The sequence below is a fragment of the Caballeronia sordidicola genome, assembly GCF_002220365.1.
In the GTDB taxonomy this organism is placed as follows: Bacteria; Pseudomonadota; Gammaproteobacteria; order Burkholderiales; family Burkholderiaceae; genus Caballeronia; species Caballeronia sordidicola_C.
In genome coordinates, this window is sequence record NZ_MTHB01000233.1 from 44325 (window position 1) to 59079 (window position 14755).

Here is a 14755-nt window from a genome sequence, read left to right on the forward strand (position 1 = left end):
CACCGCCCAAGCGCATGAATCCCGCTGACCTGCTTCCCGCTCAATCGCCCGACACGGCGTGCAAACAGCGCATCCGTTTTGGCATTGTGTTGCTGCCGAATTTCACGCTGACGGCGTTTTCCGGCTTCGTCGATTTATTGCGCCTGTCTGCTGATGAAGGCGACTTCAGCAAACCGGTACGTTGCTCATGGAGCGTGATCGGGGAAACGCTTGCGCCGGTGCGTGCGAGTTGCGGCATCCAGATCACGCCTTGGGAAACCTTCGAGAAGGCTGAGTCTTTCGACTACGTGGTGGTCGTGGGTGGCTTGCTGCATTCCGGCGCGGGCGCGAGCGATGCCACGCTGCAATTCATCCGCCGCGCTGCGACCACGGACGCCACGCTGGTCGGCATTTGCACGGGTGTGTTTTCCCTGATGCGGGCGGGCGTGCTGGAAGGTTATCGCATCTGCGTGAGCTGGTTCCACTACTGGGATTTCGTCGAGCGTTTTCCGGGCGTGAATGAGGAGATGCTGGTCGCAGACCGTCTGTTCGTGATGGATCACCGGCGCATTACGTGTTCGGGCGGAAGAGCATCGATTGATGTTGCGGCAGCAATCCTGCTGCGCCATTTCGAGGCTGCCACGGTACAAAAGGCGTTGCGCATTTTGCTGGTGGACGACATGCAGAAGGGCAATGCGCCTCAGCCGCATCCGCCGGGGCTTGCACCGGCCACGCATCCGAAAGTGAAGCGGGCAATCCTGCTGATGGAGCAGCATGTGGGGCGTTCGCTGACGCTCGATGAGCTTGCGCACAAGCTGGATTTATCGACGCGGCAGTTGGAGCGTTTGTTCAAGGCGGAGACCGGCAAGGCGCCACAGGCCTATGCGAAGCAGGTCAGGCTGCGCACGGCCGCTTGGTTGCTGACGAGTTCGGACAAGACGGTGGCGGATATTGCATCGAGTTGCGGTTTTTCCGATGCATCGCATTTGGGGCGGGAGTTCAGGAAGCAGTTCGGGCTTCCCCCCATGATGTATCGCGATCAGCGTGGCACGGCAGCGCCGGACGACGCAGCAAGCGTTGCAACGCACGACCTTGCTGCGGACTTTGATGAGACTTTTCCGGGGCGTGCTCAGGCTATTTGATTTTGTCCGTGCGCAGCACTGATCAGGCGCGCCACCCGCGCCGGCAGACCCCTTGATCCACCGGCGCGAATAGACCTTACTGAGAAACTTACTGCGCTGCTACATAAGCCTTCACAGCCGGCAGCCCATCCTTGCCGTCAAACGTCTTCACCCCCGCCAGCCACTTGTCCAGCACAGCCGGATTCGCTTTCAACCATTGCTTCGCAGCGAGATTCGGATCGGTCTTGTTCATGATCGGCGTCATCACGTGATTCTCGATGTCCGTCGAAAACCGCAGGTTATCAACCAGCTTCGCCACATTCGGGCAGCGCGCGGCATAATCCGGCGGCGTTACCGTCAACACCTTGGCCTCACCATAGTTCGGCCCGAACACGTCATCCCCACCACTCAGGTAATCAATCTTCATCGTTACGTTCATCGGATGCGGTTCCCAACCCAGGAACACAATCCACTTCTTCTCGCGAATCGCACGACCCACTTCAACCAGCATGCCCGCTTCGCTCGACTCGACCATCTTGAACTTGCCCAATCCATACTGATTCGAATCGATCATCTTCTTGATCAACGCGTTACCGTCATTACCCGGCTCAATACCGTAGATCTTGCCGTCAAGCTTGTCGTAGTTCTTGGCAATATCGGCGAACGACTTCAGGCCGCCGTTATACGCATAATCCGGCACGGCCAGCGTGTATTTCGCCCCCGTCAGATTAGGCGCCGCCAATACCTTGACTTGGCCCGCTTTCTGGAACGGCTCGACAATGGGGTCCATCGTCGGCGACCAATAACCCAGGAATACGTCGATCTGCTTATTCTTGATACCTGCAAAAGTAATAGGCACCGACGCAATGGTCTTCGTCGGTTTGTATCCGAGGCCCTGCAGCACGGTAGTCGCCAGACCCGTGGTCGCGGCAATATCGGTCCAGCCCACATCGGCGAAACGGACGTTCTGGCACGTGGCCGGATCAGCCGCAAACGCGCCGCCGGACATCGTGACATTCAGCAAGACAGCCAGCGCGCACGACGACGCGATTCCGTGAAGTTTCATGTTTCTCCCTATTTTGGAAACCACCAGACACGACGATGCCGCGCCCCAATGAGCGCACCACGTCTAAAAATGGATCATTACGCCGACTGCCTGCGCTCAATACTCGGCGCGTGGCCAAACTGCGCGCGGTATGCCTTGCTGAAATGACACGGTGAATGAAAACCGCAAACGGCCGTCACACGCGAGATCGATGCATCGGTATTACGCAATAACTCACGCGCTCGCCGCAGCCGCAACGTGAGGTAGTAATGCGTCGGCGAAACACTCAGGAACATCTTGAACATGCGCTGCAGATGACGTTGCGAAAGCTTCACCAGCCGCGCAAGCTCCTCAAGCGACAAAGGCTCCTCAATATTCGCCTCCATCAGCCGCACCACTTCAATCAACTCGGCACGCGAAAATCCGACGCGGGCATCGACGGGAATGTGCTGGTAATCAGTCGTGCCGCGAATCCGCTCGACAATGAACTGTTCGGACACCTGCGCCGCGTGCGCCTGCCCAAGCCGCTGGCCAACCAGGTTCAGCATGAGGTCAAGCGGCGCGGTCCCGCCCGTGCAGGTCACGCGATCACGGTCGATCACAAAGAGTTCATCGGCGAATCGCACGTCGGGAAAACGCTTGTGCAACGGCGACATGTCCTCCCAATGCACCGTGCAGCGATACCCGTCCAGCAAGTTCGCCGCGAGCAACGCGTACGCGCCCGTGCACACGCCGCCCAGCGGCACGCCTTGCGCCGCGACGTGCTGCAGCAACGCGATCACCTTGTCATCCACGTAATCTCGCACATGCCAGCCCGCGCACACGATCAGCACGTCCGGCATGCCCGCTTCGGCCAGCGTTTTCGTCGGCTTCACGGTAATGCCGTTGCTCGCACGCGCCGGTTCACCGTCCGGCGTAATCACCGACCACGTGTAGTGCTCGGCCCGGCCAACATAGTTCGCCATGCGCAACACTTCGATCGCGCTGGTGAACGCGATCATCGAAAAATTAGGCAGCGTCAGGAACCCGAAGTGCGCCAGCTTCGATAACGGTGAATTCTCAGGATGAATCCTGTCCGGCACCATCGCGTCGCGTTTCATCGGGTTTTTATCCTTGGAGCCCTGGCCTGACCAGGCTGCCTGATTTAATCGTTTTTTTCGCGCTCAACCTTGCTGTGCAGCCGGTGCGCGGCGCACGCGCATCACGCTGCGAATCCCCGACAACAACGGTGCCCGCGCCATACCCGGCGACCTGCCAAAGCTTTCCGTGATGCGGTCAAGAATGATCGCGAGCAGCACCACCGACAAGCCGCTCTCAAACCCCAGCCCGATATCCAGCCGCTGAATACTCGCCAGTACGTCGTTGCCCAAGCCACCGGCACCGACCATCGAAGCGATGATCACCATGGACAGCGCCATCATGATGGTCTGGTTGACGCCGGTCATGATGGACGGCAGTGCGTTCGGGAACTGCACCTTGTATAGCAGTTGCCACGGCGTGCAGCCGAATGCCTGACCTGCCTCCACGATCTCGCGGTTGACATGCTTGATACCGAGCGAGGTCAGACGCACAGCAGGCGGCATCGCGAAGATCACCGTCGACAAGATCCCCGGAACGCGACCAAGACCGAACAACATGGCCGCCGGAATCAGGTACACGAAAGCAGGCATGGTCTGCATCAGGTCGAGCACCGGACGCACGATCGTCTCGATGGTCTTGCTCTTCGCCGTCCAGATGCCGAGCGGAATGCCAAGCAGCAAACTGATCAGAGTGGCGGATAGCGTGAGGCCGAGCGTGATGACCATCTCGTCCCAGAAGCCGGTGGCGTAGATCAGCAGCAACGACAGCAACGTGAATAGCGCAAACCGCCAGCCGACGCGCCACAAGCCGATGCCGACGAAGATCGCCATCATCAGCCACATCGGAATGGACTGCAGGCCGTGTTCGATCAGCGCCGCGAAGCTCTCGATGACTTTACCGATTGCGTCGAAGGTGTTTGCATCGTGGTCGAGCAGGTATTTGACACCATGATCGACCCACGTACCGAGCGGGATAATTTCAGACATGGGAACCTCGATGCCGAGTCAGAGCCTTGAGAACATTCGTCTTGTTGACCGAACCACAATACGATCCGTCCGCGTCGACCACCGGCAGCGGTGCACGGCTGGCGACCACCCGGCTGACGACAACGTCGAGCGGCGTGGTGCGCTGGATGCATTCAATCAGATTGATTTCCGGCGATGCCTGGCCAATTGCATCGCGGCACACGAAACCGCGAATCTTGCGCTCGTGGTCCATCACGAACGCGTAGTCGGCGCTGCCGTTGAGCGCCTGCGAGACGCTCGATGCATCGATCTGCGAACCGTGCTTCATCAACGGCACGACATCGGTCTGCATCAGGTCACCAGCGGTCAGGTAACGGCTGGTGTCGATCCCTTCGAAGAACGCGCGCACGTAGTCATCGGCAGGGTTAGAGATGATTTCCTGCGGCGTGCCGATCTGCACGACCTTGCCGCCTTCCATGATCGCGATCCGCGTACCAATGCGCAGCGCTTCCTCCAGGTCGTGCGACACGAACATGATCGTGCGCTGCTGTTCGCGTTGCAGATCGAGCAGCACGTTCTGCATTTCCTTGCGTTTGAGCGGATCGAGCGCGGAGAACGCCTCGTCCATGATCATCAGCGATGGATTCACGGCCAGCGCCCGCGCCAGGCCCACGCGCTGCTGCATGCCGCCCGACAACTGCGCCGGCAGCTTCTGCGCGAACGGCGCAAGACCCACTTGCTCCAGCACGGCCATCGCGCGTTTCTCGCGTTCCTTGCGCCCGATACCCGCCACTTCGAGTCCGAACGCCGCATTCGACAGCACCGTGCGTTGCGGCATCAGCGCGAAGGACTGGAACACCATGCTCATGTCCTTGCGGCGCAGGGCTGTGAGCTCGGAACGCGGCACGGAGGCCACGTCGCGACCATCGATCAGCACCTTGCCGGCAGTCGGTTCGACCAGCCGGTTGATGAGGCGAATCAGTGTCGATTTGCCTGAACCCGACAAGCCCATCAGCACGAAAATCTCGCCTTCCTTCACTTCGAAGGACACGTTATGCACACCGACAATCTGTCCGGTGCGGGCGAAAACTTCTTCCTTCGTTGCGCCGCCGGCAAGCATGTCGATCGCCTGCTTCGGGCTCGTGCCGAACACCTTGCACAGGTTTTCGACCACGACCTTGTGGGAATTCATCGAACGCTCTCCTGGTTGGCGGACGTGCGTCCGCGCTCTGCATACATAGTTGCCAGAAAAAAGTGCGGGTTGCCGACTATTTCCGACAGGCACATGTGGAAATACGACACCTCGATTTGCGCTTTCTGGCAGATGGAAAGCTGAAGCCTTATGGGGCAAGGGTTTGCGAGCGGTACGGCGCCAATTCAGGCGCTTTTTTACATGTCGCTCCAGAGCAAGTGGACAGTCGTTTCTTCAAGTTTTTTGAAGGTCCGCCGGTGTGTCGCCCGGGTTGCAGGGCGCTTTTACCGTGCAGCCCATCATATTCCAGGAATGTGGCCGGCTGGACGATGTCGGGTTTTGGCTGTTTTGCAGCGCTTGGGCACACGCGAACAGCACTCGGCCGAACGGGGCGATCAAGAACGCCGAGCCAACGCCGTTAACCATTCATATTCCCTACATTTCGCTTATCCGGTTCATCTATGTCTCTATTCAACATCCGCCGGGCCAGCGTTGGCGCGAAGTTCGCCATCCTCGCCTGCGCACTCGCGGCTACAGTCGTAGCCGGGTTTACCATTGCGGTCACGCATCTGGCCGGTCAGCAGATCGATGCGCAGGCACTCGAACGCATGGACGACGACGCTCGCTCGATCGGCACGATGATCCGCCTCTACGACAAAGCCGTCAGCGCCGAAGTCGAGCGCTACATGACGCTGTTTTCGAGCTTCCTGCCTACGGACTTCACGCTCGATGAAACGCAGAAAGTGGATATCGGTGGCGTGGCGACACCCACATTCAAGGCCGGCGACAAGCCGATGAACCTCGATTTCTCGATCCCCGATCAATTCCTCGACCGCAGCGGCGCAATCGCCACGGTGTTCGCGCGTAGCGGCGACGATTTCGTGCGCGTAACGACTTCGTTGAAGAAGCAGGACGGCGCACGCGCGATCGGTACGCTGCTTGACCGGAAAAGTCCGGCGTACGCGCCCATGCTGGGCGGGAGACGTTTCATCGGCATGGCAACGCTGTTCGGCAAGCAGTACATCACCGAGTACAAACCCGTCACCGATTCGTCGGGCCGCGTGATCGGCGCATTGTTTGTCGGCGTAGATGTCACGCCCGAAGTAGCCACGCTGCAGCAGAACATTCGCGATCTGACGATCGGCCAAAATGGCTACTTCTTCGTGATCGATGCATCGAACGGGCCAAATCGCGGCAAGCTGCTCGTGCATCCGGGCCTGGGCGGTACCGCTGTCCCGCTCGCCGATGAACGCGTCGCGCCTTTCAAGCAGATGCTTGACGCGAAAGAAGGCCGTCTTTCCTTCGATGCCCCCGAGATCGCCGACGCCGCCGATCCCAAGGTGCACGGCGGAGCGAAGGAAATCGTGTTTCGCACGGTGCCGGAATGGCAATGGCTGATTGGCGGGATTGCATATCGCGACGAGTTGCTCGCGGGCGTGCGCGCCACGCGTAACCGTTTTCTGCTGATCGGGCTAGTCGTGATCGCCGCGTTCGTGGCCGTGTTGCTCTTCGCGGTAGCCCGGTTGGTGAGCCGGCCGCTAGCGGAGCTGACGCAGGCCTCCGAACGGATCGCGGCGGGCGATCTGAGCGTGCGGCTCGCGACCACGCGCGAGGACGATATCGGCCGATTGATGATCGCCATCGACGGGATTGCAACCGGTCTTGCGCGCATCGTGACGCAGGTGCGCAGCGCGTCGGCGGATATGTCGGACGGCACGGGACGGATGGCAGCGGGCAGCAGCGACATCGCGCAGCGCATCGCGACGCAAGCCAGCAGTCTCGAAGAAACGGCGGCAAGCATGGAGCAGATCACCTCGACCGTGCAACAAAACGCCGCCAACACGGCGCAGGCGGATCAGCTCGTGGCCTCGGCATCCGATGCAGCACGCGCCGGTGGCGAAGCGGTCGGCCGCGTCGTCGCGACGATGGGTGAAATCGATGCGTCCGCGCGCAAGATCTCGGACATCACGTCGGTGATCGAAGGCATCGCGTTCCAGACCAACATCCTGGCGTTGAACGCGGCAGTGGAAGCCGCGCGAGCGGGCGAGCACGGCAGGGGCTTTGCCGTGGTGGCGTCGGAGGTGCGCGGACTGGCTCAGCGCAGTGCCGCGGCGGTCAAGGAAATCGAGGCGCTGATCGCGGAATCGGTCGGCCGGGTCGCCGATGGTTACAAGATCGCCGAAGAAGCCCGCGGCACGATGATCGGGATCGTGGAGCGCGTCGCGCGGGTGAACGCGATCATTGCTGAGATCAGTGTGGCGTCGCGCGAACAATCGAGCGGCATCGAGCAGGTGAACCTTGCCGTGGCGCAGATCGGCGAAGCGACTCAGCAGAATGCGGCGCTGGTCGGCGAGGCGGAACAATCGACGGCCGGCTTGCTTGAGCAAGCCGAACAGTTGAGCCGCGCGGTAAGCGTCTTCAGGTTGTAATCGCGAGCGGGGCGCAACGGCTGATTCGAACGCCAGCGCCCGGAATCGGAATAATCGCGTCGCCTCGGACCATCACTAGCCCGGACGGATCATCTCGAACATTTCGCCGATACCCGCGTAGTCCCCACGGTAACCCGCACGCATGATGGGTTGCGCGGCGGCGGTATCGAAGAGCCCGTCCTTCAGGAACTCGCGCCGGATATGCACGCCAACCACTTGCCCGAGGGCGAGCCAGTTGTTCATCGGCGTGCCGTCCAGGGACTTCAGGCGCACGATCTGCAACAACTTGCATTCGAGCGCAGCCGGCGACTCCGCCACGTGGGGCACGGCAACGTTCACACCCGGTGCTTTCGTGAGTCCCGCCAGCTCGAATTCATCGATTTCGTGGGGCACGGTTGCCGAAGTCTGGTTCATCTTCTCGGCAAGCGGCTTGCTCGCCAGATTCCATACAAATTCGCCGGTCTTTTCGATATTCGCGATGCTGTCCTTGAACCCCTCGCTCGAGAATCCGATGATGTGCGGGAACGACGCGAACGCGCCGAAAAAACTGTAGGGCGCGAGGTTCACATGGCCGTCTGGATCACAGCTCGAAATCCAGCCGATCACCCGCGGCGCGACGATCGCCTTGAATGGATCGTGGCGTAGCTGGTGACCCTCGTCGGGATTGTAGAAATGAACTGCATTGGTATCGCTCATGAGTGCTTTCCGGTCTTCGTTGCAGTATGGTGAATCAGGCGCTTGCGTCCTTCTTTCACGCGCGCACGGTGCGCGTCATCCCATTCGTAAAACCCTTGACCGCTGCGCACGCCCACCTGCCCTTTTTGCACGTGGTCGCGCATCAGTTGCAACACGTCTTCGTCCTTTGCCAGCTCCGGCATGAGGTGCGAGCCGATATCCAGCAACGTATCCAGCCCACCGAGATCCGCGCTTTCAAGCGGTCCGACCATGCCATATCGCCGTCCGAGTGACGCCTTCATCACGGTGTCGACCACCTCCGGCGTCGCCGCGCCCGAACGCACAATGGCAAGCGCTTCACGCAGCACGGCAAACTGCAGCCGGTTACCTACAAAACCTGGAATGGCCTTCGTCAGCACAACCGGTTCCATGCCGATAGCCGTCATCAGTTCAGCCGTGCGGCGCGTGACGTCCGGATCGGTTTCGGTGCCCGGCACGACTTCAACCAGCGGAATGGTGTGCGGCGGATTCCAGAAATGCGCGATCACAAAACGCGACTTGTTTTGCAGCACTTGCGCGAGCAAATCGGGCGGAAAGCCGCTCGTGTTGCTGGCGAAAATAGCGTCGTTGCGCAGCAGCGGTTCGAGCGCCCTGTAGGTGCGGTTTTTCAGTTCCAGCACTTCAGGAATCGCTTCCACGATAAAACCCGCCGTGGCCACCCGCTCCAGCTGATCTGTCGTTTCAATACGCGCAAGTACGCGCTGTTTATCGGCCGCATTGAAGACGCCGGCGTCGATCAATTCGTCGAGGATCGCTTCTGCTTTGCCATGCACCGAAGCAAGCCGCGCGGCGTCTATGTCGTGAACGATGGTCGGGTAGCCGTGCAGCGCCGCTTGCGTCGCAATGCCGACGCCCATCAAGCCGCTGCCCACCACACCGATAGTGATTGGATTCAAATTTTCCCCGCAATGCTTAAATTCCGAGCTTCGATTCGACAGCCGGTTCGAGCCCCCGCGAGACACGTCGAAGCCGTCCCATGCGACTCTCAAGGCCGCGCCACCAAAGGATAGCGCAGCGCCTCCAATCGCGCGGGGCAGCAAATTGCTTATGACTTGAATCTAATCGCGCCGGTCTAGCCCTCCAGACGAGAGCGACAAGCGAAAAAAAACCAGCTCCCCTTGCGGGAAGCCGGTTTTACGACGAGGTCCTGCGACCGGCGATTAGCCGTGATCGTGGCCGTGGTCGTCGTGGTGATACCCGGACGGACCGTGATCATGCGGGTGGTGGCGCATCCATTCGTCGCGCTGCCAGTAGCGGTGGCCGTCCCAATAGCGGTCGCCATGCCAGCCGAGGTTTATCACCACGGCGGCCTGCACCATGTGCGGTTGCGCATAAGCTTGCTCGGGCACGGGTCCGTGGACCATTCCGTTATCTACCTGCGCGAACGCGGTCGTAGCGGTGAGCAGAGCGCCGCCGGTCAGCAGCACAGCCAAAATTGAGCGTGAGGTGTTCATGACTATTCTCCCTTTTAAGCTTCATTTCGTTCAAGAGGACGCGCGGTCAGCCGGAACACAAAGCTGTTGGCGGAAATGCCGTCAGGTGCCGCGTCGTTGAAACCACTTTAGCGGGCCGTCAGGTTGCACGACGTGAGCGCTTGTAAGTGTTGGTATCAACGGTTTCAGAGCGTCCAGTGTGCCTCGAAATGGTTTAAACCGCTGATTTCATTCACCTTTACGTCTGTCTGACGAGGCGAGCTGGCACCAATTCATTTAACGCCGTGTAAGCAACCAAAATAACGAACGAAAATGAGCAACGAAAATATGAGTTCGCCGACTGGGACATGCCGAGCGTCAGGAGGGCAAAAATGGGGAATGATCTGAGAAGCATACGCCGAGCGGCGCTGGAGAGGAATGTCGCATATGAGCGACGCGATGGCCGTGGAGACAACCGTGGCAATCGGTGAAACTATAAAGCTAGAAAAACTACATAATCCACAACAGTGAAAGCAGGCGGACCACACTACGAAAAAACCTTGTCAAGCACAAACCGACAACACTTCAGTTTTTCCTTCAGTCCGCACTGCCTTCCTGGCAGCTCACAGACGAATACCCATGATCGTGCCGCGCGACTTGCGAATGCGCTCTGCTTCTTGTTGACGTGCTTGGTACGAGTAGTCTGCATCCAACGGAAGATGCGGCGATTCGAACAACGATGCGAATTTTTGCAGCAATGCGAAGAGGTAGCTCATGTCAAACTCCTGGTAGGTGGTCAAGGGTTATCCCTTAGATGGCATTATAGGGTTTTCACTAGCTGATTCCTAGTGCAACGCAGCATTTCTTTGGTAGTTTTTCTACATAATTGCGTTTCCGCCACATTCGAAGATCGAAGGGGTGTCGGAAACCAGTAGGAATTACTGGATTTCCCGGGCATGACGGGACCGGAAACGCAGGGTGCGAAAACGTGCCTCCAAAAAACACCGGACACCCGATATTTTTGGCTGGATTTGCGTCAACTTTTTGGGATTTGATTTTTGTCTTTCGAACATTGGTGCGCGACCGCCTCGCACTGCGGAACCAGTGTCCAGGAACTCAATCGCATAGCAGCGATCACGTAGGACATTGCGTAGCCACCCGATTAACGGCACCCGCCACTTGATAAGCCAGGCCATGTTCCGCCTTCGCAACTTTCACCGGCAGTCTCGACAAGCGGCCAGCCGCCGTACTAAAGCATTCTCCCGAATGCTCGATTCCATTGCGCGCCACCGGCCCGTCTGGATGGTTTCGTTCGCGTTGAGCCAGGCCGATTTGTCCGAAGGGCTTAGAGCCGCATTCGCGTCGACCGCCATGCTGCTCCTAGGCAACCTGTTGCACATGCCCGAGTTCTCGTGGGCTGCCATCGGCGCGTTCTGGACCTGTCTCGCCGATGCCGCCGGCTCGAACCGCATGCGATTCGCGTCCATGACGGGTTTCGCGGTGCTGTCGACCGTTTGCGGCGGACTGACCGCGTACGCGTCCGGCGTGGGTATCGTGGCCGCGGCCGTCGCCGTTCTGGTCTTTTCGTTTCTCGGCGCGCTGGGGCGCGTGTGGGGCGCTGCGGCCGCGCAGGTTTCCATTCTTGCGGCGACTGCCTGCGTAGTCATGGTGGACCGGCCCATCCATGGATCACGCGGCGAGTTGCGCTTCCTCGCGCTCTACTTCGTAGGCTGCCTGTTTGCAACGGCGCTCAGCTTTACCGTCTGGCGGATACACCCGTTCGGCGCGAGCCGCGCGGCCATGCGATCGGCGTGTGCGAGCCTCGCGGACATCGCAGGTGACGGCGCACGGTTGCTCAAACGAGAGCGTGCGGGCTTCGGGGAATGGGCCTCGCATGCTTCACGTTTTCGGGGCAAGGCGCGCAGTAGCATTGAATTGGCGCGCAAGGCACTCGCACGCGTGCCGTCATCGAAGACAGACCGGCGGGACACGTACAACATGCTGCTGCTCGCGCTCGCCGACAGCGAGCGGATCTTCGCGTACCTCATTGCCGTCACCGATGCCTGCGAGCGCGGCCATCATCGCCTGCCCAATCTGCCGCGCGCGGTGCGTGTGCTCGATGCGTTCGCCGAAGTCCTCGCGCGGCTCGCACGGGCCATTGCCGATAAACCCTGGGAGCCGCCCACCGCATTGCGCGACCGGTTGCAGGCGCTCGCCCGCCAGCTTGAAGTGGCGTTAGGCGAAACCGTGTCGCTGCGCTTTGATGTCGACTTCAGCGAGCTCGAATCCCCGGCTCAGCGACACGCAACCGTATGGTCGGCTGCGCTCAAAACCTTGAAGCGTGGCGTGGAAACCTTGAGGGCGAACGCATCGACGCAATCGATAGGCGCGCGCCATGCCGCTCGCGTCGGCGTGGCCGCAACCGCTGCCTTCCTGACCGTCAGGCTGCTCCATCTGCCCTTCGGGTATTGGGCAACAATGGCAACGCTCCTCATCCTGCAACCGTCCATTGCGACTAGCTGGCCGCGCAGCATCGAGCGTGCGGCGGGGAGCATCGTCGGCGGATTGCTGGCGGCTGCGATCGGCTTGGTCGTTCATTCGCCGATAGCGATCTCGCTGGTGGTGTTCCCGCTGGTGTGCGCGACGATGGCCCTGCGTCCTGTCAGCTACAGCTTGTTCGTGCTGTTCATCACCCCGGCCTTCGTGCTGGTCGCCGACTTTGCAGCGCCGGGCGGCGCCGAGCTTGCGTACGCCGTCACGCGGTTGGAGAACAATGTGTTCGGCTGCGTGATTGCGTTGCTCGCGACATTTCTTCTCTGGCCAAGCCGCGAGCCCAGCAGCTTCAACGACCGGTTGGCGAAGGCCGTGTCCGCGAACCTTGGATACCTTGCTGCATCGCTGGGACGTGGCGAAGACAGCGAGATCGAACTGGAACGGCTACGGCGCGCAGCGGGGTTGGCGAGCAATAACGCGGAAGAGGTGCTGGCTCGATTGAGGCTGGAAAAACTCGATACGAGTCACCGCGACCGAACCGGTTCGACCGCCCTCGCCTTGTTGCGACGTGTGGCGGGCACTGCGACCCGGGCTCGTTTTGGCCGCGCGGGCACCGCGCCGAACCGGGACCTCGCAGCATGGGTTGAGAGTGTCGGCAAGGGCGTCGAGGGGCGGATCGGGAGTGATGCGAGCAGCACTGGCATCGATGCTCAGGAGGTCTTTCCCAAGCACGGTCTTTCGTTGCTTGAAGCCGATGCCGTAAATCAGGTCGTGCTGCTGCGCCGGTTGCTGACGGAACACGCCGAAGGTCTCAGTATGAGCGAGCGCTCGCACTGAGCCGTGCCTCTGCCGTCAGCCCCGGTGCAAACGCAACACACACGTTGTTGGCGGCAAAATTGCGGCGAAGCGCCAGAACGAAAATGCTGGCGCTATCGAAACGCCGCTGTCCTACACGTGGAAAATCTGAGCCACGAGCGAAGCACCAAGAAACGTCCCGGCATTCGCCACAAACGACACCAGCACGATCCGCCAGCCGAGCCGACGAAACGCCGGAATATCCTTGGCGATGGACAATCCCGCGAAGGTCAGCATGGGTGTTGTTATGCCGAGGAAATCGTTCTGCGCGCTATACGTCGATATCTGCGATGCCCAGGGACACAGCGGCGATGTCATGAACATGGCGACAATCGACACCCAGCAGACCGCCGGAATCTTGCGTCCGGTCACCGTATAGATCGCATCGCCGATAATCGTCGCCAGCACCATGATCAGCATGCCCGGAAGCCCCATGAACGGCGTGGTGCCGTGGGTAATCCAGTCGCAACCCAGCGCGAACACGGCGGTGACGCCCCACGCGAGCAGCTTGCCGCGATAGCCCAGTTGAGGCGCGCCCGTTTCCACATCGCTCAGTTTCGGACGGGACTTTTCTATCACCTCGGATGCATCCGATGCCTTGCTTGTCCGGCCGATCAAAGGCTCAAGCAGGCGATATCCCCACACGGCTATCGGCAGCGAAATAAACAGCGTGAAATACGTGCCGATCGTCGTCGTGATGAGGTTGCTGGCCGCAGCGAATGTCAGGACCGTCTTTGCCATTTCGGGTGTTTGCTGTGCCGCGATCGCACCGGAGGCAGCGGCCATCATGCTGCCGGAGCCCACGCCTGAACCCATGGCGAGCGCCAGGGGATGAAAGATGTTCAGGCTTGCCACGAAGCCCGCCAGGATCGCAATAAAAACCGCGCCGAATACAGTGCCCGTCAAGTATTCAGCCAGCACGCCACGCCCTTCAGGAGAGTCCATGCCGTACTTCTCGCCGATGATCGCGAGGCTCGGCTCGCGGCCAACCGAGAACGTCGCGCCGATCGCTTCTCGCTTGATACCAAGCAACAGTGCGAGCGGAAGTCCCAGCAAGATCGTGCCGACAAAATGCCCCAGCTCCTGAAACGCCAGCGCCCAGCCCGCAGCGGCGAGCTTCGGCAACGCGCCGCCGACCATCAGACCGAGCTTGGCGACGAAGAGCAAAAGCGCAGGCTGCAAGATGGCTGCGGCAAGGAACTGGGTCTTCACGTCGAGCCGCGCAGCACTTCTCCACCGTTCACTTGCCAATCCCACGGCGGCGCCCAACAGCAGCGCCCAGATCATCGGCAGCAGAACGACTTTTCCCGGTCCGACCTTGAACGTGAACGAGCCAATGAACTCGGCGATAAGCAGGATGATCGCCGCATAGAGAAACAGCTTTGCGCTCCTTAATCCACCACTACCGGCACCACTACCCCGTTGCTGCGCGGCCAACGTACTTTCCAT

The 14755-nt window shown here is 60.2% G+C and carries 12 protein-coding genes; 3 read left to right on the forward strand and 9 right to left on the reverse strand.

Going from position 1 to position 14755, the window contains the following annotated elements:
- Nucleotides 1-14: 14 nt before the first annotated feature.
- Nucleotides 15-1121: a GlxA family transcriptional regulator gene (locus BSU04_RS32215; RefSeq protein WP_089164360.1), complete on the forward strand. Its 1107-nt coding sequence runs from the start codon at nucleotides 15-17 to the stop codon at nucleotides 1119-1121.
- Between the two features lie 88 nt (nucleotides 1122-1209).
- On the opposite strand, the gene BSU04_RS32220 is transcribed toward BSU04_RS32215, so the two are convergent.
- From BSU04_RS32220 to BSU04_RS32235, 4 genes are all read right to left on the reverse strand, one after another.
- Nucleotides 1210-2109 carry a choline ABC transporter substrate-binding protein gene (locus tag BSU04_RS32220; RefSeq protein WP_373452897.1) on the reverse strand — a complete coding sequence of 300 codons (900 nt, stop codon included), beginning with the start codon at nucleotides 2107-2109 and terminating at the stop codon, nucleotides 1210-1212.
- Between the two features lie 134 nt (nucleotides 2110-2243).
- Nucleotides 2244-3245: a GlxA family transcriptional regulator gene (locus BSU04_RS32225; protein WP_089164335.1), complete on the reverse strand. Its 1002-nt coding sequence runs from the start codon at nucleotides 3243-3245 to the stop codon at nucleotides 2244-2246.
- Nucleotides 3246-3308: 63 nt separating this feature from the next.
- Nucleotides 3309-4211: a choline ABC transporter permease subunit gene (choW, locus tag BSU04_RS32230; RefSeq protein WP_089164336.1), complete on the reverse strand. Its 903-nt coding sequence runs from the start codon at nucleotides 4209-4211 to the stop codon at nucleotides 3309-3311.
- Entirely contained in the window at nucleotides 4204-5382 is a 1179-nt protein-coding gene (locus tag BSU04_RS32235; RefSeq protein WP_089164337.1) for a quaternary amine ABC transporter ATP-binding protein, read from the reverse strand. Before BSU04_RS32235 ends, choW begins: the two co-directional genes overlap by 8 nt.
- 461 nt (nucleotides 5383-5843) lie before the next feature.
- Between BSU04_RS32235 and BSU04_RS32240 the strand changes: the two genes are divergently transcribed.
- Complete coding sequence (locus BSU04_RS32240; RefSeq protein ID WP_089164338.1) at nucleotides 5844-7811, forward strand: methyl-accepting chemotaxis protein; 1968 nt, start codon at nucleotides 5844-5846, stop codon at nucleotides 7809-7811.
- 75 nt (nucleotides 7812-7886) lie between these two features.
- On the opposite strand, the gene BSU04_RS32245 is transcribed toward BSU04_RS32240, so the two are convergent.
- The 4 genes from BSU04_RS32245 to BSU04_RS46765 form a co-directional block, all read right to left on the reverse strand.
- Nucleotides 7887-8507: a flavin reductase family protein gene (locus BSU04_RS32245; protein WP_089164339.1), complete on the reverse strand. Its 621-nt coding sequence runs from the start codon at nucleotides 8505-8507 to the stop codon at nucleotides 7887-7889.
- Nucleotides 8504-9442, reverse strand: coding sequence for a 3-hydroxyacyl-CoA dehydrogenase family protein (locus BSU04_RS32250; RefSeq protein WP_089164340.1), 939 nt, complete (start codon nucleotides 9440-9442; stop codon nucleotides 8504-8506). The genes BSU04_RS32245 and BSU04_RS32250 overlap by 4 nt, the downstream gene beginning before the upstream one ends.
- Before the next feature lie 264 nt (nucleotides 9443-9706).
- Complete coding sequence (locus tag BSU04_RS32255) at nucleotides 9707-10000, reverse strand: hypothetical protein (RefSeq protein ID WP_089164341.1); 294 nt, start codon at nucleotides 9998-10000, stop codon at nucleotides 9707-9709.
- 581 nt (nucleotides 10001-10581) lie between these two features.
- On the reverse strand, nucleotides 10582-10734 hold the full coding sequence (locus tag BSU04_RS46765; RefSeq protein ID WP_179258512.1) for a hypothetical protein: 153 nt from the start codon (nucleotides 10732-10734) through the stop codon (nucleotides 10582-10584).
- A 490-nt stretch (nucleotides 10735-11224) separates the two neighbouring features.
- On the opposite strand from BSU04_RS46765, the gene BSU04_RS32260 reads away from it, so the two are divergent.
- Nucleotides 11225-13288, forward strand: coding sequence for an FUSC family protein (locus tag BSU04_RS32260; protein ID WP_089164342.1), 2064 nt, complete (start codon nucleotides 11225-11227; stop codon nucleotides 13286-13288).
- A gap of 111 nt (nucleotides 13289-13399) precedes the next feature.
- On the opposite strand, the gene BSU04_RS32265 is transcribed toward BSU04_RS32260, so the two are convergent.
- Nucleotides 13400-14755, reverse strand: a complete 1356-nt coding sequence (locus BSU04_RS32265) for a DUF3100 domain-containing protein (RefSeq protein ID WP_089164343.1) — start codon at nucleotides 14753-14755, stop codon at nucleotides 13400-13402.